14 protein-coding genes and 1 pseudogene are annotated in these 19473 nt (G+C 48.2%); 7 read left to right on the top strand and 8 right to left on the bottom strand.

Features of this window, described 5'->3' with window-relative positions; translation table 11 throughout:
• Window positions 1–639 (bottom strand): annotated as a pseudogene (locus tag C170_RS31100) (collagen-like protein); the annotation flags it as partial.
• A 395-nt stretch (window positions 640–1034) separates the two neighbouring features.
• On the opposite strand from C170_RS31100, the gene C170_RS04020 reads away from it, so the two are divergent.
• Window positions 1035–2744, top strand: coding sequence for a sigma-54 interaction domain-containing protein (locus C170_RS04020; RefSeq protein ID WP_036606477.1), 1710 nt, complete (start codon window positions 1035–1037; stop codon window positions 2742–2744).
• Between the two features lie 47 nt (window positions 2745–2791).
• Here the strand turns inward: C170_RS04020 and C170_RS04015 are convergent, their stop codons facing one another.
• Window positions 2792–4861, bottom strand: coding sequence for an nSTAND1 domain-containing NTPase (locus C170_RS04015; RefSeq protein ID WP_036606474.1), 2070 nt, complete (start codon window positions 4859–4861; stop codon window positions 2792–2794).
• A gap of 318 nt (window positions 4862–5179) precedes the next feature.
• Between C170_RS04015 and C170_RS30655 the strand changes: the two genes are divergently transcribed.
• Window positions 5180–5470: a hypothetical protein gene (locus tag C170_RS30655; RefSeq protein ID WP_143781504.1), complete on the top strand. Its 291-nt coding sequence runs from the start codon at window positions 5180–5182 to the stop codon at window positions 5468–5470.
• Between the two features lie 59 nt (window positions 5471–5529).
• Here C170_RS30655 and C170_RS04010 read toward each other — a convergent pair whose 3' ends face one another.
• Window positions 5530–7200 carry a PucR family transcriptional regulator gene (locus tag C170_RS04010; protein ID WP_036606472.1) on the bottom strand — a complete coding sequence of 557 codons (1671 nt, stop codon included), beginning with the start codon at window positions 7198–7200 and terminating at the stop codon, window positions 5530–5532.
• Window positions 7201–7389: 189 nt separating this feature from the next.
• Here C170_RS04010 and ald point away from each other — a divergent pair, with 189 nt between their 5' ends.
• A complete protein-coding gene (gene ald / locus C170_RS04005) occupies window positions 7390–8523 on the top strand; it encodes an alanine dehydrogenase (protein WP_036606470.1) in 1134 nt (377 codons plus the stop codon).
• Window positions 8524–8689: 166 nt separating this feature from the next.
• On the opposite strand, the gene C170_RS04000 is transcribed toward ald, so the two are convergent.
• A complete protein-coding gene (locus C170_RS04000; protein ID WP_036606467.1) occupies window positions 8690–9607 on the bottom strand; it encodes a PD-(D/E)XK nuclease family protein in 918 nt (305 codons plus the stop codon).
• A gap of 512 nt (window positions 9608–10119) precedes the next feature.
• Here C170_RS04000 and C170_RS03995 point away from each other — a divergent pair.
• Window positions 10120–10803: a serine/threonine protein kinase gene (locus tag C170_RS03995; RefSeq protein ID WP_036606465.1), complete on the top strand. Its 684-nt coding sequence runs from the start codon at window positions 10120–10122 to the stop codon at window positions 10801–10803.
• Between the two features lie 269 nt (window positions 10804–11072).
• Here the strand turns inward: C170_RS03995 and C170_RS03990 are convergent, their stop codons facing one another.
• Window positions 11073–11969, bottom strand: a complete 897-nt coding sequence (locus C170_RS03990) for a helix-turn-helix transcriptional regulator (RefSeq protein ID WP_036606463.1) — start codon at window positions 11967–11969, stop codon at window positions 11073–11075.
• A gap of 129 nt (window positions 11970–12098) precedes the next feature.
• On the opposite strand from C170_RS03990, the gene C170_RS03985 reads away from it, so the two are divergent.
• Window positions 12099–12986, top strand: coding sequence for a sugar phosphate isomerase/epimerase family protein (locus C170_RS03985; RefSeq protein ID WP_036606461.1), 888 nt, complete (start codon window positions 12099–12101; stop codon window positions 12984–12986).
• A 49-nt stretch (window positions 12987–13035) separates the two neighbouring features.
• Window positions 13036–14091 carry a Gfo/Idh/MocA family protein gene (locus tag C170_RS03980; RefSeq protein WP_036606459.1) on the top strand — a complete coding sequence of 352 codons (1056 nt, stop codon included), beginning with the start codon at window positions 13036–13038 and terminating at the stop codon, window positions 14089–14091.
• Window positions 14092–14437: 346 nt separating this feature from the next.
• Here the strand turns inward: C170_RS03980 and C170_RS03975 are convergent, their stop codons facing one another.
• A complete protein-coding gene (locus C170_RS03975; RefSeq protein ID WP_036606456.1) occupies window positions 14438–15757 on the bottom strand; it encodes a glycoside hydrolase family 125 protein in 1320 nt (439 codons plus the stop codon).
• Window positions 15758–15871: 114 nt separating this feature from the next.
• Here C170_RS03975 and C170_RS03970 point away from each other — a divergent pair, with 114 nt between their 5' ends.
• On the top strand, window positions 15872–16933 hold the full coding sequence (locus C170_RS03970; protein WP_036606454.1) for a LacI family DNA-binding transcriptional regulator: 1062 nt from the start codon (window positions 15872–15874) through the stop codon (window positions 16931–16933).
• A gap of 234 nt (window positions 16934–17167) precedes the next feature.
• On the opposite strand, the gene C170_RS03965 is transcribed toward C170_RS03970, so the two are convergent.
• Both C170_RS03965 and C170_RS03960 read right to left on the bottom strand, forming a co-directional pair.
• Window positions 17168–18790: a DUF4179 domain-containing protein gene (locus tag C170_RS03965; protein WP_036606452.1), complete on the bottom strand. Its 1623-nt coding sequence runs from the start codon at window positions 18788–18790 to the stop codon at window positions 17168–17170.
• Window positions 18768–19343 carry an RNA polymerase sigma factor gene (locus tag C170_RS03960; protein WP_036606450.1) on the bottom strand — a complete coding sequence of 192 codons (576 nt, stop codon included), beginning with the start codon at window positions 19341–19343 and terminating at the stop codon, window positions 18768–18770. The genes C170_RS03965 and C170_RS03960 overlap by 23 nt, the downstream gene beginning before the upstream one ends.
• Between the last annotated feature and the right edge of the window lie 130 nt (window positions 19344–19473).

Below are 19473 nucleotides of genomic sequence, written 5' to 3'. Positions count from 1 at the left end.
AGCCCCGGTACTTCCCGTTGCTCCTGTAACACCAGTCGCTCCTGTCACTCCAGTAGCTCCAGTGCTTCCCGTTACTCCCGTAACACCCGTGGCTCCTGTCACTCCGGTGGCCCCGGTGCTTCCCGTTACTCCCGTAACGCCCGTGGCTCCTGTTATTCCGGTGGTCCCAGTGCCTCCCGTTACTCCCGTAGCTCCTGTCACTCCAGTAGCTCCGGTGCCTCCTGTTACTCCCGTAATACCCGTGGCTCCAGTGGCTCCAGTTACACCCGTTGTGCTCAGCGTTTCTCCCAATAACTCCTGGGATACCAATCGGTGAGCCGCGACTAATTCGCCTGCGGCATTTTTACCCCATACGGATATTTGTGCTTCTGGAGCAGCCGTGTCTGAGGTTGAAAATACAAACTCAAAAGCATCAAAATTCCCATTATAAACTTTGGTTATGACCTGATTAGGTGATACATTGAGCAGTTCTTCTACATATAATGTTCTGACTCCATTAAGGTAATAGCCCCGAAGAAGGACCGTGAACATTTCTGTCGCATTCCGGTTATCGATTTTGACCGTAACGGATTGAGTTGGTCGGATCCCCGTTATTCCTGAAATATTATTCTCAATGGGCCCAGTTGATAGAATCGCCATTTCATCACCCTCCTTCGATTGAATTCATTCATTTCAGTCCTTGGTATAGTATTATTCAGACGATACTTAATGGTGTGGACAAATTGAGAGTCAACATATAGAATCACTTAACCTGCCCAGTGAATGTGTTGAGATTAACGAACTGATACTGTCATGTTCATGAATGCTTCACTTTCGCTTCAGATTGAGAGCGTATTCTAGTTGTACAAAACAAAATTAACCACTATTTCCGATTGTCTTATGTATGATTCATGTCAAAAAATCTATACACACTTCACTTTGAAAGCTATAATATGGATAACTATCTCACTCAAATATTTCCATTTACTCCGATCATAAAAGTTCCTTGTAACAGGTACAGTTCTGAAAGTTATGCCCTAACTGAGGTGATATCGATGAAACATTTACTTCCAGAATTAATGTCTTTATTGCGTACGGATATGGATGTTCTGGATACAGACCTCCCCACACTTACCATTCCGTCATCAACATCGTTGGTAGATGCCTTCTGCTTATTCGACACATCTTCTTATTTATTCATTCAGGATGATGGCCCTCTATTGGGATATATCGCCGTATCCGATGTTTTGCATGCCATGATGCATGCGCATCGCCTAATAGAAGCTTATTTTGAGACCACACTGGAGACAGCGGGTTCAGCTCTGACATTAATTAATGAAGATGCCAAGGTGGCCTACTGGACAACTGGCGCGGAGCATGTTTTTTCAATCAGCAAAAAAGACATCATCGGACAACCCGCAGCGGACTTTTTCCCTCCAGATCGGCTACAGTCTCTCAAAACGTTGTATACCGGTGAAACGGTCTATCGCAAACAGCATCAGCCACGGCCCGACCTCTTCGCGCTGATTAATGCTCGTCCTGTCCAACTGGATGGACATATTGTGGGTGCAGTTGCTGCAGAAGTGGATATAACAACCGAAATCCGATTACATCAGGAATTATTACATATGACCTCCAAAGTCCAGCACCTGGAGAAAGCCGTTGCTCAGCTACGTCCCGAATTAGATCCATTTGCCAGAATCAAGGGCAGCAGCCCGGTCATTAAACAGTGCCTGGATACCATTCGCAAGATCAGTACCACCTCAGCAACCGTACTTATCCTCGGAGAGAGCGGCACAGGCAAGGAGTTATTCGCCAAAGCCATTCATGATCTTCGTGAATCGCAGACTGCACCGTTCATCGCTATTAACTGTGGGGCAATTCCTGCTTCCTTGTTTGAAAGTGAGTTGTTCGGCTACGAAAAAGGTGCCTTCTCCGGAGCAGATCCCAAAGGCAAAAAGGGCAAGATTGAGCTTGCCGAAGGGGGTACTCTTTTTCTGGATGAGATCGGTGAGATGCCATTGGAATTGCAAGTGAAACTGCTTCGGGTGTTGCAGGAGAAGAGTTACTTTCCTGTGGGGGGAACGCGTATGAAACAGGCCGACTGCCGGATTATCGCAGCAACCAACCAGAATCTAATGAGTATGATTGCCCGTAATCAATTCCGAGAAGATCTCTACTATCGGCTGAATGTCATTAACCTAGTCATCCCTCCTCTGCGTATGCGCAAGGAAGATATATATGAATTAACCCAGACGTTCCTTCAAGAATTCTCATTGCTCTATAACCGTCATATTGAATTGGTTCCACCTGAGGTGTTCAAGTTGCTGTTCCAATATGATTGGCCAGGCAACGTACGTGAATTACGAAATGTGATCGAACGCCTGACCATTCTGACGACAGATGGTGAGGTGAAGCAGGAATATCTGCCCGATACCCTCACTTCCCTCACCATGCAAGAACAGTCCGAAATTCAACTGACATCCGGAATCCATTCACACGCCAACAACGAAAATCAGCAACGTCAGGATTCGGCGGGAGCAGAACAAGAACCTCGATCCGTTGCAAATGTGGACGAATTAGATACCTCGAATGATTCCGAACTTGTCTCAGGTGTTACCTACCAGCAAAAATTGGACACCTATGAGGCGCAACTTCTAATTCAATATCTGAAAGCAGCAGATGGCAACAAACGAACACTCGCCAAGCAACTTGGCATCTCCAGGGCAACGCTCTATAACCGCATGAAGAGGCTTGGTCTATGACCAGCCTCTTCATGTCTTCATTATCGGTATGATGAACGAATAGAACCCTACAAAATCCGCGCCAAGCGAGTCAGCGCTGTTCTGAGATGGCGATAAAATGTCGCCCGACTCATGGAACACGTCTGGGCTGCGGCAGTTGGATTGCCAGCATGCGTCCAGTAGGCCGCGTATAACAGCATCTGATCCTGTGGAGATAGGCCATGCACTCTGCCCTCCAACAGATCCATGACATACAGCTGTAACTGGATTCCATCCTTTACTCCTCTAACCCTGTCAGCATATTCATGCAATTCTCCCGGGGAACGAAGATCCCCCAACATCTTGCGAACATCCTGTTCAGTCCAGATGACACCATCCACTTCTGTTGTTTCCGGCTGTATACGATCCTCTGTTGGTTCTGGATCAAGAAGAGACATGACCCACTCTCCGAATTGCCCATTACGCAAATCCAAATCAAGTACGTCCGCCTGGTCCTCAAATCTGTCGCAGACACGAGTGCGGGTTCTTCGCATCCGGAATCCAATACTTTGCAAAAATTGTTTCAGGTGAGGGTTCGTTGCAACGAGCATCGCTCGCGCACCATCACCCAGCATAGACAGCCGGTCCAGTGCCATGTATCCCACCAGTTCTTCTCGTGTATAACCAGGCACATCATCTCTTGCCGCAGCCAGCAATGCAAAGTGAGTATCACTCTGATCCGGGTCATTCTCAAGCTCCTGTAGAGTGAAGCATTCATGCATCTCATTCGGAAAATATTTCAAAAGCAGCTCACTACTACCCCTATGTACAAGTACCGTGATAAACATGGCGATTGTCTCCCCAAGCTTGTCACGCATCAATACGATTCCTTCAGGATAACGGTGTGCCAACTCATCCAGGAAGGGACCATAGGACACAGCCTGCAATGGTTCCACGCTGTACTCGCACCATTGCTGTAACAAGCTGTGCAGAGCGGGCAGATCCTCTTTTCTCATCGTCTCAAGAGGGGAGAACAAGGAATCACGAGACACGTCTGCGTACTTGCGGTATTGAAGCATGGATTCCTGACAGAGCAACAGCATCTTTCGGGCGATTTGACGACGCTCATGAGCCCCTGCGTGTTCATGTAGCGCTTTCAGCAGCTTCGCAATCTTGATACGCAATGTCTGCAACCGATGTGGCTCACGTTGGCGAAAATCCCGTAGCAGATGCACCCTGGCCATGTCATGCAGTCCAAGACCATCCGGACCGGAACGGATAAACGACATCTGTCTCAGCATGTGGTAGTCTTCTTGCGTCACAGTCATGTCCAGGACAGATGATAACAATTCCTGATTGGCTGTCTCAATCAGTGTCAGTACCTCCACCATGGGATGTAGACGGGAATTCGTCAGTTCCAATAATAATCGTGCACTGATCATATGTGACAAATCAGCCCATTCGGACTGTGGAAGATTCCTCCTCTGATCCGCAGCTTCTACAGCAAGGGCCAGCCCCAGCGGATGTCCATCGGTCATTCGCGTAATGGTACCTGCCATCCCCTGATTCAGAAAGCCTGCCACCGTGATGTATTCCGTAATCTCATCAACTGTGAAATGTTGAAGCCGCATCTGTATAAATCTCTGATGTAATCGGGGATGTGTCCGCCAGGTGGACGCCAGTTCCGGGCGTGATGCAAGAATGACAAGTATCCCTCTTAACGGAAGTTTGGATACAAAGACCTCCATGAACCAGCTTTCTAACAGAGCAAGCTCTTCATAATTATCCACGGCCAGAACCAATCTCTTCTCGATCGATGTGTCTCTCAGCAGACTCAATGGTCGCGGGTATCCTTCACTATCCATTGTTTCCAAGCCTAATGTAGAGGACAAATAATCCATAAAAACGGAAGGAGTTGCCCCACATGATCGACCATCCATCCATATTGCCGTCGCACCTCGATCCCGAGAGACAGATAACATCTCTGAAAGCAAGGAAGATTTACCAATGCCTCCCATACCCGTAATTGAAAATATGGTTAATGGGGCTTCCGGATGATTGAACCACCGCTCTAGTGTCGTCAGTTCCTTGGTTCGACCAATGAAACGTTTGCCATCCTCAACATATTTGTCGTATTGAGCCTCACTACTGTTTCCCATATATGTCCTCCGTACTAGATACTGGTACTTTTAATATACTTTTTTCTCTCACAAAATTGAGACTATATTGAGACGCGCAATTGCATGTGAAGTGATAGAATCTTGTTAAAAGCCAATTTAATGGAAATATTCAAAACAGCGGACATGGAAACGTTTTTACAAGGTATACATAGACCCCTCCGCGCTACTTCTTAACATAATGGATCATTCCGCCAATCAAGCACAGCCAACATGTACATGAGCATTTACCGATCTCGAATTCATGCTTCCCTTTCATACCCTACTACCAGCCCGATATTCCAGGAAAGGCGGATTTGTGTGAGAATAAACCTCGATATCTGTAATCTGAGCGGACAACTTGGAATCAATCCTAAACGACTTAATGAATGGCTGCACCAAAGTGGCATTTCAATGGAGGACAATGAAGCAGAACAGGAAGGACGTCCCGACCGGTCGTCACCCCCGTATCGGCTGGCTGCTCCTTCTTCATTATCACTGGCACCTTCCTCCGGTCAAACGAAGCTTTATCGTGGCCGACGCTCCACTTCCACTCTGCAACGCCTGCCTACTTCATTACGACACACCCGGCGGATTAGTAAAAACTGCTAGACTGTGCTCAAGGTAGTGTAAGATCGATGCACAGTCTGTGTTGCATCCCTTTCACCTCATCAAGAGGATTGCCACTGTCCATTCTCAATCATCACGTGGGCGAGCAGCGCCATCTCCAGACAGATTCTTCTCCCTTGATCCATGTAACCTGGACCCATCAGTTCTTCCAGCTTCTCCAGTCTGTTGTACAACGTTTGCCGATGAATAAATAACTGGGCGGCCGCATCCCGTTTGGAACCAAAGTTCTGCAAGTAGGCATCCAACGTCTCTACCAATCGCAGGTGATGCGTTTGGTCATGTTCAATCAACATACCCAGGTGATCCTGGACAAAGGGTTGCAGGAAGGATTGGGGTAATGCTTTTAACATTTGATATATACCCATACGTTCGTAAAAGTGAACATGTTCCATCGAATCTACCGATCTCGAAACTTCGATCACCTGATAGGCCTCCTGAAGGCTCTCCGGTAGACCGGTCAAACGGCTGCGAAACTTGCCAAATCCCACATGAATCATGACCTGCTTCAAGTTGCGGCTCGCAAACTGCTTCACGTCCAGAGCGATTCCTTCCAGCAAGCGTAGCAGCTGATGACGTGTAGCAGCCGAGACTGCTTCCTTCGCACAGCACAGATACACCTGATTGTTCTTCAGCATGATCAGGCTAGGCAGATTGTTCTTCTTGAGCAGGGAACGAAGCAGGACAAGAATATCCTGATGATTCGCTTCCATCCTCTCCCGGCCCGTACCCTTCAATCGATGCTCAATCTCGATAACCCCTCCTGCAAACCAGTACTGTCCCTTCACCAGCAAACGAAGCCCCATTCGAGTCTGAGCCTGTTCCTCCTGATGGATGTTGCCATTCATCAGATCCTGGATCAGTTCATTCTGATTGCGGACCATCTTCTCTTCAAGAAACTGGGAACGAAGCGTGAGCGCTGCCGCCGCCTTCGCCGTATAATCGAGCAACAGCTTGAGATATTCCACTGGAGCTGCGGGATGCACAATCATGCCTACAGCCGAAAATACCTGGCCAAAACAAACGACCGGATGACACAACAGAGCCTTCTCTTCGTCTATGTGGAACCATAATTCAGTATCCGAATCATTCAGATCCAGATGTTCTACCTCCTGTTCATACCAGGTATAGATTGCTTGCTCCATCTCCGGAGCAAGTTCGGGCACAAAGCTACCCGGCTCCATAGACGAGATGTACACCACCGGTTTTGCAGCGTATTCATGCAACAGGTTCAGCACAGCAGACATGTCCGTACTCTGTAATGTACGCTGCTGAAGCTGGCGGGAGTAGGCTTCCAGACTTTTCAGCAGTTGGTGCTGATGATTAATGAGTAGAGAGTGAATATCCTGTGTAATCTCGACAAAACGGACCGGTTGCTCAAATACGATTAGCGGAAACTGGTGTCTGTCCGCCAGTTCAATCAGTTCTTCCGGGATTCCGAATATGCTGGTACCAAACTCCACACACAGCCCGGCTGCCTCACTGCCAATGAGCTGAAGCAGATACTCTTCGCGCCCTTCTTCCGATTGAAGCCAAAGTCCAGTGGATAAAATAAGATCATGGGGGCTTACGAATGGAGATACATTGGTAATCTCCAATACATGAACCCAGCCAACCTGACGGTTCACTCCATCCTTCCCTGCCGCTAGTCGTGCTCGGCCAAATACCGGACGTGCAAGGATATCTTTGATCGTAAACACACGGTCATTTCGCAATGGCGATCCCTCTTTGTGTTATTTTTTCTTACATTATAATCCATGGACAAATGTCCTGAACAGTCTTTTTCGACAATATGTTGAGTTCAATTTCTAAATATTAGACATCAAGTAAGGTGCAAAACGATTATCCAAGTCATAAACTTGTAGTATAAGCTAACAACCAATAAATGGACGAGGTGCATGGTGATGAGAATCGGAATTCCCAAAGAAATCAAGAATAATGAGAATCGTGTAGCAATGACTCCGGCCGGGGCTGCTGATTTCATCAGAGCCGGTCACCAGGTACTGATTGAACAAGGCGCGGGGATCGGCAGTGGATTCACGGATCATGAATATCAAACTGTGGGCGCCGAGATTCGGATGGATGCCAAGTCCGTGTGGACCGAAGCCGATATGATTATCAAGGTGAAAGAACCGCTTGCCAGTGAATATGGATATTTTCGTCCGGGACTGATTCTGTTCACATACCTGCACCTCGCAGCGGAACCTGAGCTTGCCAAAGCCCTTATTAAAAGTCGGGTAACGGCTATTGCGTATGAGACGTTGGAGGTCAACAGTGCTCTCCCCCTGTTAACCCCTATGAGTGAAGTTGCAGGCCGCATGGCCTCCCAGATCGGAGCACAACTACTGGAGAAAACGGAAGGTGGCAAGGGTATTCTGTTGTCCGGCGTACCAGGCGTCAGTCGGGGGAAAGTGGTCATTATTGGTGGTGGAACGGTGGGAACAAATGCAGCCAAAATAGCTATTGGTCTTGGCGCCGATGTGACCATCCTTGACCTGAATCTGAATCGTCTGCGCCAGTTGGATGATATCTTTGGCAATCAGATCCACACGCTAGTATCCAGCCCGTCCAACATCGCAACAGCTGTTGCCGCGGCAGATCTGTTGATCTGTGCGGTGCTGATTCCGGGCGCCAAGGCGCCAACACTTGTCAGCGAGCAAGTGGTGAAGACGATGGCACCGGGTTCGGTCATTGTGGATGTGGCGATTGATCAGGGCGGTATTGTTGAGACCATTGATCATATCACAACCCACGATGAACCGACCTATGTGAAACATGGTGTCGTGCATTACGCGGTGGCGAACATGCCAGGCGCCGTGCCGCGTACGTCCACGGTGGCGCTAACCAACGCCACCATGCCTTATGCGCTGCAGCTGGCCAACCACGGTGCAGCCGCCGCGATTCGCGGCAGTTCGTCCATTCGCAGCGCGGTCAATGCGCTGAATGGACATATCACGTATGAGGCGGTTGCCCGGGATCTCGGGCATGCCTATGTTCCTGCGGGTCAGGCGCTGGAGAATACCGCCGCTGTCCAGTAATCTTGATACGTTCGTTCCACCCGGCGCCTTGTCGCCAGGCCTGTGGAACGTAATAGAAGCGCAAGTCGGGCAGATGATGTTCCCGGCTTGCGCTTCTTGTTTTTTTCACATATGAAATAACTCATTAGTTGGTATAAGGCCTTTAGGTTGCTCCGGTTTTGGCGCTTCAGACTGCTCGCTCACTGCAAACTTCGCGGAAGTTGCAATCCCGACAGGACCGGTGGGAAGGCATCGCTGTAAAGTAGGTGACGTCCTTTGGACGGTTATAGTATTCATCCTCAACACAGGATCGCATCTCCTCGATGTAACGACCCACGTTCTCCTCCACCTTCCGGATATCCTCTTCTGTGGCTGTAAACTCTCGGTGTTTTCCGGTTAACAGGTACTCCACACGCAGCTCAATCTGTTCCAACGGAACCCGGTAGTGCTCTCTCACATAGGATGCGTACAGCATTAACTGATCGGAGAAGTCATCTTCCTTGCCGGTCTTCCAGTCCACAATGACAATATTGCCGTTACTGCGCCGATACAATAAATCCATCTTCACATACACGCGTGTATCGTGCAGCATCATGGTATCCCATTTCTCGATCTCCAGAATGTCTGTACTTGCCCGGGACAAGTCCTCCCACGTAAGCGTCTGGTACAGGTTACTGACACAGGCCGAAGCCCGCTCCTTAATCGTGGCGATCCGGTCATTCAACGTATCATCCCCGTAATAAATCTCGGACAGCATCGTGCGATTCTTGGGGTTCAGCCGCCACTGATCCGCGTCCATCGATTCCACATACGCCTGATTCAGCAGCTTGCGTATGGTCTGTTCCAGAAAGTGTTCACGCGGTTTATCTTTGCCCTCTTCTCTGCTGCGTACCGCCGACTCACACATCCGATGCGCGAGGTCTCCGAAGACAAGATACAGATTGCTGAGCTGCTTCAGACGGTACAGACGAACCTGCATCTCATCAGCAGAGTCTGTCTTCCAGCCGTTATGGGCACCGTAATAATGATAATAATATTTGCGCAGGCACTCATCGAACATACTCGCCCGCGACTGCGAATAAGACCACTGCGGGTATTGTGCCATAAGTAATCTGCCTTTCTGTATGCCGGATCTGCATGAGATCCCTTGATGCTCACAGTATAAAGCCCGGGCAACCTTGCCGCAAGCGCGCTTCCGTTATTTTCTTCTGACGCAACCGTTTCCGATTCGATCCGTATCGTTTATATAGTAACATCACCAAAAGATGAAATTGCGGAGCAGAACGCATAATATACTCTATAGAGGGCAGCGAATCTGGGACCGGGATGCTAGTACGGGTCTAGTCGGGTCCAATGTGGGTCAAGCGCTAACGAATCACACACACCTTATCACATGGTTCACGAGGTTTTACGGAATCTAACGAACCCCAGACACGCTAATTAGTCTTTTTTTGGTTGTAGAACGTGATTACTGCAAGTAAATGAGCCAATAGCGTGTCTCTGGTTCGTTACATTTTCAGATCTGCCGATTTACGTGAAATAAGACTTACTCGGTTCGTTAGAAAATGATTATATGAAAAAAATTGTACAGGCATATCCTAAAAGGAGGCACCACCCATGAATCGACCGGATTGGTTCCAGGCGGAAGAAGCATTACAACAGATCCAAGTCATCGGAAGCGACCGGAATGAGCTCGTGAACATCATCGGAGATGTAGAAGGATTAAATTGCATTGGCACAGGTACGGATGCGGCTGTATTTACGTGTGACGGCTTGCCGCAGTATGCCTTCAAGATGTACTCGGATCATGCCTTGGACAAACTCGAAAATGAAAAGCAGGTATACGAACAGCTTAAAGGCCTCCCATACTTCCCTACCTATTACGGCAGCGGCCGGAATGTACTCGTGATCAGTTTTGAACCCGGGGATACACTGCTAGAATGTTTGGAAAAGGGAATCCCCGTCCCCGAGCAGGTGATGCTCGATGTGGACGCAGCGCGAGAAGCCGTTCGCAGCCGCGGGCTGAACCCTCGCGACATTCATCTGAAAAATGTAATTCTCCAGAACGGACGCGGGAAAGTGATTGACGTATCCGAGTATATTCAGGACGGCAATGACAATCGCTGGGAGCATCTTGTCTGGGCTTATCACAACATCTATCCACGGATCAAAGGAACGCCCATATCTCCACGCATGCTGCAAACGATCAAATGGGGATATAATCAGTTCGATCATGCCAATGTCAAAATGGACGACCTCGCCAAGAAAGCCAATCGTCTGTTCTCCAGATTTATGAAATGAACACGTTGTACACATAGAGGATTGTCTTGATATGATTGAATCAAAACCACCCGGATAATAGCCTTGAAGAGGCCTTTATCCGGGTTATTCTTCGTAGATGTGCGTATGATTTATGGTTACGGTAATCACTGCTGTGTGCTCTGCTTCTACTTCTACTTCTACTTCTACTTCTACTTCTGCTTCTGCTCACAATTGCGACTGCGAGTTACTTAGGGTCTCAACCATCTTTATAGACATTTTATTCGAGACTACTGCTAAACTGGTCGTACTCAACCTTCTTTTCTCCCCCGTCCCTGCGAAGGGGTCATGCCCTTGTATTGTTTGTATAACTTCGTAAAATAGTTGGCGTTGTCGCAGCCGACTCTGGCGGCGATCTCCGTAATGGTCAGACTACTGCCTTGCAGCAGCTGCTCTGCCTCACTCATCCTGCACCCGTTCACGTATTCCACGAAGGTACGTCCGGTCAGCTTTTTGAACATTTTGCAGAAGTGATACGCATTTAATCCCACATGACTTGCCGCTTCCGTAACAGACATCTTACCTGTGGGGTCCGCTTCAATCTGTGCAATCAACTGTTTGAAACGTTCGCGGTTTGGAAAATACGATCCGACCGTTTTATCCGGTAGCTGCTGCGGCATAAAGGTTCGCGCAAGCAGGGTGAACAAGGCATGCAGCTTGGATTTCACCACGAGCTGATAAGCCGGGGGCTGTAACGCCATTTCCTCCACAGCTTCATTCAGCAAAGAATAATAGCCTGTGCAGGCTGTATTTTCCTCTGCCGGTTTGACCGGAAATCTCACCCTTCCTTCCAAGTACGGCGCGACATATTGCTCATGCACAGGATCATGAGTGAAATCATGGAACAGTGCACGGTTGACCACAACGGAATCATAATGCACATCCCCCTCATCCAGAGCATATCCGACATGCAATGTACCTCCAGGAATGATGATGACCTCACCTGCTCGAACCACATAAGGTTTGCTATCAATATGAAACAGCGCACTACCCTTGCGCATAATAATCAGTTCAAAATGTTCATGCCAATGCAAATACAGAATACATTCTTCAGCTTTCATATCTGAACACCGATTTTGGAACAGCTGAAATGGATGTGATTTATGGTCAATTCGGGTATTTTCGTGAAGCGCTTTCAGATCCAGCACAACTTCTTCCCCCTCTTCACAAGATCCGACTATTATTACACAAGATTGTTTAGAGCCATCCCGTTAATCCACGGCTATAATGAGTGTGTCACGAAGTACTATAAGCCAATATTGGAGTGAAATACAACCATGAATAAATCATTACGCATCGGTACCCTTGTAGGCGGGCAGGACGCCGTCCGCGTTATCCCGCAGATCATGCAACATGGCTTCGAATCATTTAACCTGACCTTCTGGCAAACAACTGGTGACCTGGACCTGGCTGAGACAGCCAAACGTGTCCGTGAAATCGTGGACGAACAAGGCATTGTCATCTCCGCGGTGAGTGTATTTGGTAACCCGCTCACCGGAGCCGGAGACAACGCCGATACATTAGCGAGCTGGGAGCGAGTGATCGATCACGCACAGCTCTTCGGTGCAGATATCGTCTCCGGGTTTACCGGACGTCTAACCGATCAACCCATTAACGAGTCCATCCCCCGGTTCAAGGAAGTATTTGGTGAACTGGCACGTAGGGCAGCAGACCGGGGTGTACGCATTGCTTTTGAAAACTGTGATATGGGCGGCACCTGGCAGACAGGCGACTGGAACATTGCCCATAACCCGACGGCCTGGGAGATGATGTTTGATGCTGTTCCAGATGAAAATGTTGGGCTGGAGTGGGAGCCTTGCCATCAAATGTCCAGCCTGATCGATCCTATTCCACAGCTACGCAAATGGGCTCACAAAGTCTTCCACGTACATGGCAAAGATGCCACGATTGCCTGGGATATTGTTAAGGAATACGGCGTGCACGGTCCCCGGGAATTTGTCTGGCACCGTACACCCGGCTTCGGGGATAACAACTGGACAAACATTATCACCATTCTGCGCCAGAACGGTTATCAGGGCACGATTGATATTGAAGGCTGGCATGATCCCGTCTACAAAGACGAACTCGAAATGACCGGACAGGTGCATGCATTGCGATATTTGAAACAATGCCGCGGCGGCGATTTTGTGCCCAATCCGGTATAGGAAACCATGCGAGGCTGTATAACACAATCCATGAAAAGGAGATGAGAACATGACTCATCCTTATCGGGTAATTATTGCTGGCTGCGGTGCCATGGCAAACACGTGGGCGGATTATGCCTTGCAAAGGCCAGATACAGTAATCGTCGGACTGGTCGATCTGTATGAACAGACAGCCCTTGCTTTTGCTACAAGACATGGCCTCACCTGCCCCACGTTCACTGATATCCGCGAAGCCATTCAAACGACTGGTGCAAATATCGTATTTGATGTCACGATTCCGGCGAGTCATTACGGCATTGCCATGACAGCCTTGAAGGAAGGATGTCACGTGTTTGGCGAGAAACCACTGGCAGAGTCCTTCTCCGACTGCACAGATATTGTGCAAACCGCTCGCAGCACAGGACACATTCAAGCCGTCATGCAGAATCGCCGTTTTGATCCGCGTATCCGCGCCTACCAGCACCTCATTTCCGGCGGAGCTATAGGGCAGGTAGGTTACGCAGGAGCCGACTTCTTCATCGGGCCACACTTCGGCGGATTCCGGGATCTGATGGATAGCCCGCTGCTGCTCGATATGGCGATACATACGTTTGATCAGGCACGGTATATTCTCGGAGCCAACCCGGTATCTGTGTACTGCCATGAGTTCAATCCTCCAGGTTCCTGGTATCAGGGCAATGCGATGGCGTTATGTATATTTGAGATGTCCGACGGGTCCGTATTCAACTATCGCGGGTCCTGGTGCGCAGAAGGTGTACCCACATCATGGGAAGCAAGCTGGCGCGTAATCGGTGAAAAAGGAACCGCCATCTGGGATGGTCATGATGACATCTATGCTGAAGTAGTTACTGCGCAAAGCCTGGATGCTGACGGCAAACCATCCTTTTTCCAGCCAAGTGAGCGGATTGAAGCGGAACTGCCTGTCATGGACAAAACAGGACATCACGGCTGTCTCGAAGACATGTTCGCCGCACTGGAATCCGGCCGACTGCCTGAGACCGATTGCAGTGATAACCAGTTCAGCATGGCCATGGTCCTCGCTTCCCTGGAAAGCGCCCACACAGGCCAGAAAGTGTTCATCGCCGATCTACTGAAAAACACATAGCAAAGCGCCTGTGTTTTTCATATCAAACAAAGCCCAAACTGCAAAGTTCAGCAGTTTGGGCTTTATTGTTTTTTACCTACTCCTATTCTAGAAATGATATCGTTCAAAAACAGTCGCGCTCGATAGTAAAAGTAGTGCAGGGAACGAAATCGATTCTGAAGAAGCAAAGTGTTCGCCTAAAAGCTTTCTGAAAGAAAGCTGCATCGGAAGCATACGCTTATCACCGGATTTCGACTTTACAAAAGTCGATCAGGAAATCCGGGGATAACAGCGATCAAAAGAACGATTCGTAACCGGAACGGCTGCTTCGCGAGCAGTGAGCAATTTTTTTGGAACTTTCATCATTTTAAAGAATTCCTTTTTTCATTGCCTTATACACCAACTGCGAGAACAGGCTGTTGGACCAGGCAAACCATGGTCTGGTGAACGTGTTTGGATCATCGGCGTGGAAACCCTCATGCATATATCCAGTACCTGCATCCGTGTTCTCCAGTAGTTCAATCATCGCCAGTATTTCCTCGTCATTGTCTGCAGTCAGACCCTGCATGGATAGCGCAATGTGCCAGATATATCCCGGAGGGGTATGAGGGCTACCAATACCTTTGGCTACCCGCCCTTCATAATAAAACGGATTTTCCTTACTTAAAATGAATCGCCGTGTGTTCTGATACACCCTGTCTTCAATCGAAGCATACTCCATATACGGTATAGACATCAGTCCAGGTGTGCCCGCATCATCCATCAGACAAAAGTTGCCGTAACCGTCCGTCTCATAGGCATAAATCTGCCCATACTCTGGATGACGGTAAGTACCGTACAGGGCAATACCATGTCGTATTTCTTCTTCCAAACGAGCCATCCGGCTTACCAGTTGTTCATCCCGGAACACCCACTTCGCGATCTCCCCCATCTGGCGCAAGGTTACCGCAGCGAACATGTTCGCCGGAATATTATAATGAAAATCACAGGCATCATCACTCGGACGAAATCCGGACCAGATCATCCCCGTATAATTCACCGGCATACCCAATCCTTCATTACGTAGCGTATCATGGGCAGGACAATTGCGCCGCATGAACCGGTAAGGTGATTGCTCTTCGTGATGCTGCTCCGTCTCCCATAGTTGTACGATATTCTCCATCACTTTCTTGAAGCGCTCATCGAATATATCCGTGAGTTCCGTCTCCCGCCAATATGTATAAGCCAGCTTCATGGAGAAACAAAGAGAATCCAATTCAAACTTCCGTTCCCACACCCAAGGTGACATCTCCGTCACATCATTGGCATCCCAATGCCATCCATTCGCTGTTTCATTGAACGCATTGGCATAGATATCCATATCAGCGTAGAACGTATGACGTTTGATCAGGCCTCCGATAATACGTTGCAACTTCTCATCATCCTTCGCAAGTGGAACATAATGCATGACCTGCTCTACCGAATCCCTTAACCACATGGCGGGAATATCCCCTGTAATCACAAATGTTGTCCCATCCTCCAGTAGCTTCGTGGTCGTTTCCAGTGTATTCGGAAAACAATTGCGAAACTGAGTCAGCAATCTCGGTCGATGTTGCAAACGCTCGTCCGCCTCAGTCAGAATATCCTGCACAGCTTGCGGCAATTCCAGATGCGGCATAAGGATTTTCGGTAATCTGAACTGTTCCATGGATGTCGTCTCCTTATAACTATATTGTTATTTTTGTTATGATAATTTATAATAACATTATTATTTGTAAGTGTACTGTGTCAGAAGATGATCGTCAAATGAAGGAGTAATGATATGTCACGCAAAGTATCCATTCAGACGCTGGCTGACCAGCTCGGATTATCCAAATATGCCGTCTCCCGCGCACTCAGTGGCAAGACGGGTGTCAGTGAAGCGACACGCGCACGGGTACTCGAACTCGCTCGGGCTTTAGGATATCGCCAAAGTACTCCGGGTGCTAACAATAGTCCTGCTACTGCAAACCATGCAGATCCGTCCGATCCACCGTTTGCTCTCATATGCATGAATCAGCTCAACCGCGGTGAACCCCACTACTGGCAACGTGTTCTGTCAGGCATGATCTCCGCCTGTAATGATCGTGGTTGGCATCATGCCATTGTATCTCCCTCACTCGGAGTGACGGACGAGAACACCTCTCCCGAAAAAGCCATTGCTCCTCACTTGGACTGGGAACGTTGTGCCGGGATTATTGTCATGGGGGCTTTCCCTCATACGGTTCTGCAAAGACTCTCTCAGACAGGCCGTCCTATTATTCTGGTAGATCATCAGGAGCCCCTGCTGAATTGTGATACGATCAGCCATGATAATCTGGAAGCTGGCATCACCGTGGCTAGATATCTAATGTCTATGAATTGCCGACGGATCTGCCTCATCACAGATGATGGTCGTGCTGCGAGTTTCGCCCAGCGGAAAATCGGGATTGAGTTGGCTCTGAACCATTTCCATGTGGACACCAGTCATACGACCAGCTTTAGAGAATGGAATATTCCGTATGAGAACGGGGAATGGGTTAACCAATTGGCTACCGCCATTCAAAACATGCCAGATGACAAACGTCCCGATGCCTGGATTGGTGTTAATGATGATATTGCTTTGCAATGGATGCATAAATTACAGGAGATGGGCATCTCCACGCCTAAAGATTGCCTTGTCATCGGTATCGACAATGTACATTCTGCCGTTACGTCCTCCCCGCCCCTGACCACGGTTAACCTGTGCAAAGAGGAACTTGGACAGCGAGCCGTCGAGGCTTTGCAACGCCGAATCGAACGCCCGGGGACACCAAAAGAAACCGTTATGTTATCGACCACGTTGATTCCAAGGGAATCGGCATAATTCGGAAAGGGTACTGCTCTCTTCTGAAGATGAATTCTTTAGGTACTTGCCTTTCCCATAAATCTGGTGCATACGAAAGAGGCCCCGCATACCATTATGCAGGGCCTTTTCGTATATTAGGCTTATACGCTTATATGTCTCTATACATCCACACTTAAATCTGGTGATCCATACTTACGTCATCCATTCGAAGCTTCATTTACTGCATGGCTGAGTATAAAATGATATTAATAGTTACTTCAGCCAAGGCAGGCTACTGTACGATGGAAGGTCCACTTCCCAATTTACATCACGGAACTCTCGGTTAACTGCGGTTCGTTTCAAAGTGAATTTCGTTCCATTTTCTTTTTTAAAACCATGGATAATCAACCTGAGATCACCTACGATGTATTCTTCGTTTTTATTAGGCTGATCCGTAGTTCCCATCACTTCAACGGGATACTCCCTTCCTTCATGATCTATAGCCACCCATTGATCTCCATTAATATCATTTTGGAAAGTCCCTGATCCCTCCAAAACAAGAGAAGAGGTCCCTTCAAAGTTTCTTTCAGGTAGCTTTAATGATTGCTGCACTGGCCAATAATTGTATCTGGAAAATAAAATTTCATCTCCAAATTGTTCAAACTGTAGTACGTAGGTGTAGAATTCAGCATCCTTACGCATCTTATCCAGATCCACTTCCATGGATTTCTCCTCCCACACCGGGATGGTGTAGCCATCGAGGACAAAGCGAATCTTCTTCGCATCCACCGTAACATAAGCAGGATCCCATGTCTCAGAAAGCCTCATCTGACCATCATTATTCTCACTCAATCTACTCATATCTCGGAACCGAAATTTGGCTTGACGGGCATTGGGTCTGTTCTCGTTAAAAATTCGATACTCATTCGTTTCTGGAATTTCGATATGATACATTAAATCCATATCATCCGCCCAATTCTCTCCGACCTTGGCACGAAGTTGATCATCCAGACTGATGTTCATGTCAAGGCGGGTCCCGTTTGGCGTGCGTACAAGCTGTGTCATATCTAGTTTCAAGCCCTCAGGAGTAGTGTAGGTGTTGTTCATGGGAGCCTCAACAGCCATTAATTTGGCTTTGGTCATATCAACGCTGAATTTGAAGCTCCAATCCACTGTAACGTCTCTTTCCTCATATGACTCTGTCACAAAATTATAGAACAATCCTACTTTTAAATGTCCTAATTCTCCACGCACGAACACCTGATCAGGGATATCTTTGTGAAACTGAAATACAAATTTGTCAAGAGAGCCACTGCTTATTCTGGTATCCCTTGCAAGGGTCGCAACCTCTCTTCCTGTTTCATCAGTGACATGAATTCTTCCCATTTCAGGATATAAAATTGACATTCTGGTTCCATCAGGTGCTGTTTGTTGCAGCCTCATTACAATCTGAGAACGATCCACCAGCACATCTTCAATCTTGAGCTTGTATCCTTGATCTTCAATAAGTAAATTCGGATTCACCACTAGTCCATGGGGTTTAAGACGTTTGTAATCATCAGCCAAACTGGAATAGCGTAGCGCTTCCGGCACGGAAATATTAGGCAGTGGAACAAGATCTACAGCGCTCACTACCGGCTGCTCCGGTGCACCTGTCCGATCCCAAGCCAGCCATGCACCTCCTCCAAACAGGAGCACAGCCGCAGCCACAATCCCCGTACGGTATATCCATCTTGTCTTGGGTACCTTTCTCGACCATGGACTTTCAGCTTCGTCACGCTCCATGGACACCCCATCCAGCTTCTGCATGACCTTAAGCGTAAAATCTGCGTCCGGCTCCTCACGGTACAGGTGCTCCTCCCACAACCGATCTTCATCCCTTGAAATAGGCTTCATACGTAGCTAAACCTCCTTTGCGTTCCATTTGCTTCCTCAGCGTTTTTTTCCCGCGATAAAGGGCGTTTCGTACTTTGGTTGAACTCATGCCTGTAATGTCTGCAATCTCTTCATAGCTCAACTCGTTTGTGTACTTTAGTAATAACACCAGACGATACGATTCAGGTAATTGTTCGAGCTGGCGGTATATTTCACGCTGCATCTCTTTATGCAGCACACGTTTTTCCGGTGTTTCATTACTGACAGGTTCAATCCCTTGATCGACCGGAGACATGACGGGTTTCTTTTCCCGTATAAAATCCCGCATCCGATTCACCGCAATGGTGTACACCCACGACGAGAAACTGCTTCCCTCCCGCCGCGACGGGAGATAACGATAGATACGAATGAACGTATCCTGAGCGAGATCCTGTGCATCCGGATGACTCGCGCCCATTCCGCGCATGATGCCGTAGACTTTATTTTTATATCGATCCACTAGCACGGAGAACAACTGCTTATCCCCTGCAACAATACGCTGAATAAGCTCCTCCTCCGGTATCTGTTGATTCATGTAATCCCCCTTCTCTACAGCTTCCATGCATGGTTCTGTACTATATAGACGGAAGCCGTTCCCGAAACCTCTCACTTTATCCAAAAAAAAGAATTCGCCCTATCGGCAAAGCCGACTGGGTGAACTCTGC

Source organism: Paenibacillus sp. FSL H7-689, from assembly GCF_000517905.1.
In the GTDB taxonomy this organism is placed as follows: Bacteria; Bacillota; Bacilli; order Paenibacillales; family Paenibacillaceae; genus Paenibacillus; species Paenibacillus amylolyticus.
This window is presented reverse-complemented; position numbering and strand designations above follow the sequence as displayed.

Coding starts and splice junctions, on each gene's coding strand:
- C170_RS04020 (WP_036606477.1), top strand. CDS start 1,035: ATGAAACATTTACTTCCAGAATTAATGTCTTTATTGCGTACGGATATG.
- C170_RS03975 (WP_036606456.1), bottom strand. CDS start 15,757: ATGGAACAGTTCAGATTACCGAAAATCCTTATGCCGCATCTGGAATTG.
- C170_RS03970 (WP_036606454.1), top strand. CDS start 15,872: ATGTCACGCAAAGTATCCATTCAGACGCTGGCTGACCAGCTCGGATTA.
- C170_RS04015 (WP_036606474.1), bottom strand. CDS start 4,861: ATGGGAAACAGTAGTGAGGCTCAATACGACAAATATGTTGAGGATGGC.
- C170_RS03980 (WP_036606459.1), top strand. CDS start 13,036: ATGACTCATCCTTATCGGGTAATTATTGCTGGCTGCGGTGCCATGGCA.
- C170_RS03965 (WP_036606452.1), bottom strand. CDS start 18,790: ATGAAGCCTATTTCAAGGGATGAAGATCGGTTGTGGGAGGAGCACCTG.
- C170_RS03960 (WP_036606450.1), bottom strand. CDS start 19,343: ATGAATCAACAGATACCGGAGGAGGAGCTTATTCAGCGTATTGTTGCA.
- C170_RS04000 (WP_036606467.1), bottom strand. CDS start 9,607: ATGGCACAATACCCGCAGTGGTCTTATTCGCAGTCGCGGGCGAGTATG.
- ald (WP_036606470.1), top strand. CDS start 7,390: ATGAGAATCGGAATTCCCAAAGAAATCAAGAATAATGAGAATCGTGTA.
- C170_RS03995 (WP_036606465.1), top strand. CDS start 10,120: ATGAATCGACCGGATTGGTTCCAGGCGGAAGAAGCATTACAACAGATC.
- C170_RS03985 (WP_036606461.1), top strand. CDS start 12,099: ATGAATAAATCATTACGCATCGGTACCCTTGTAGGCGGGCAGGACGCC.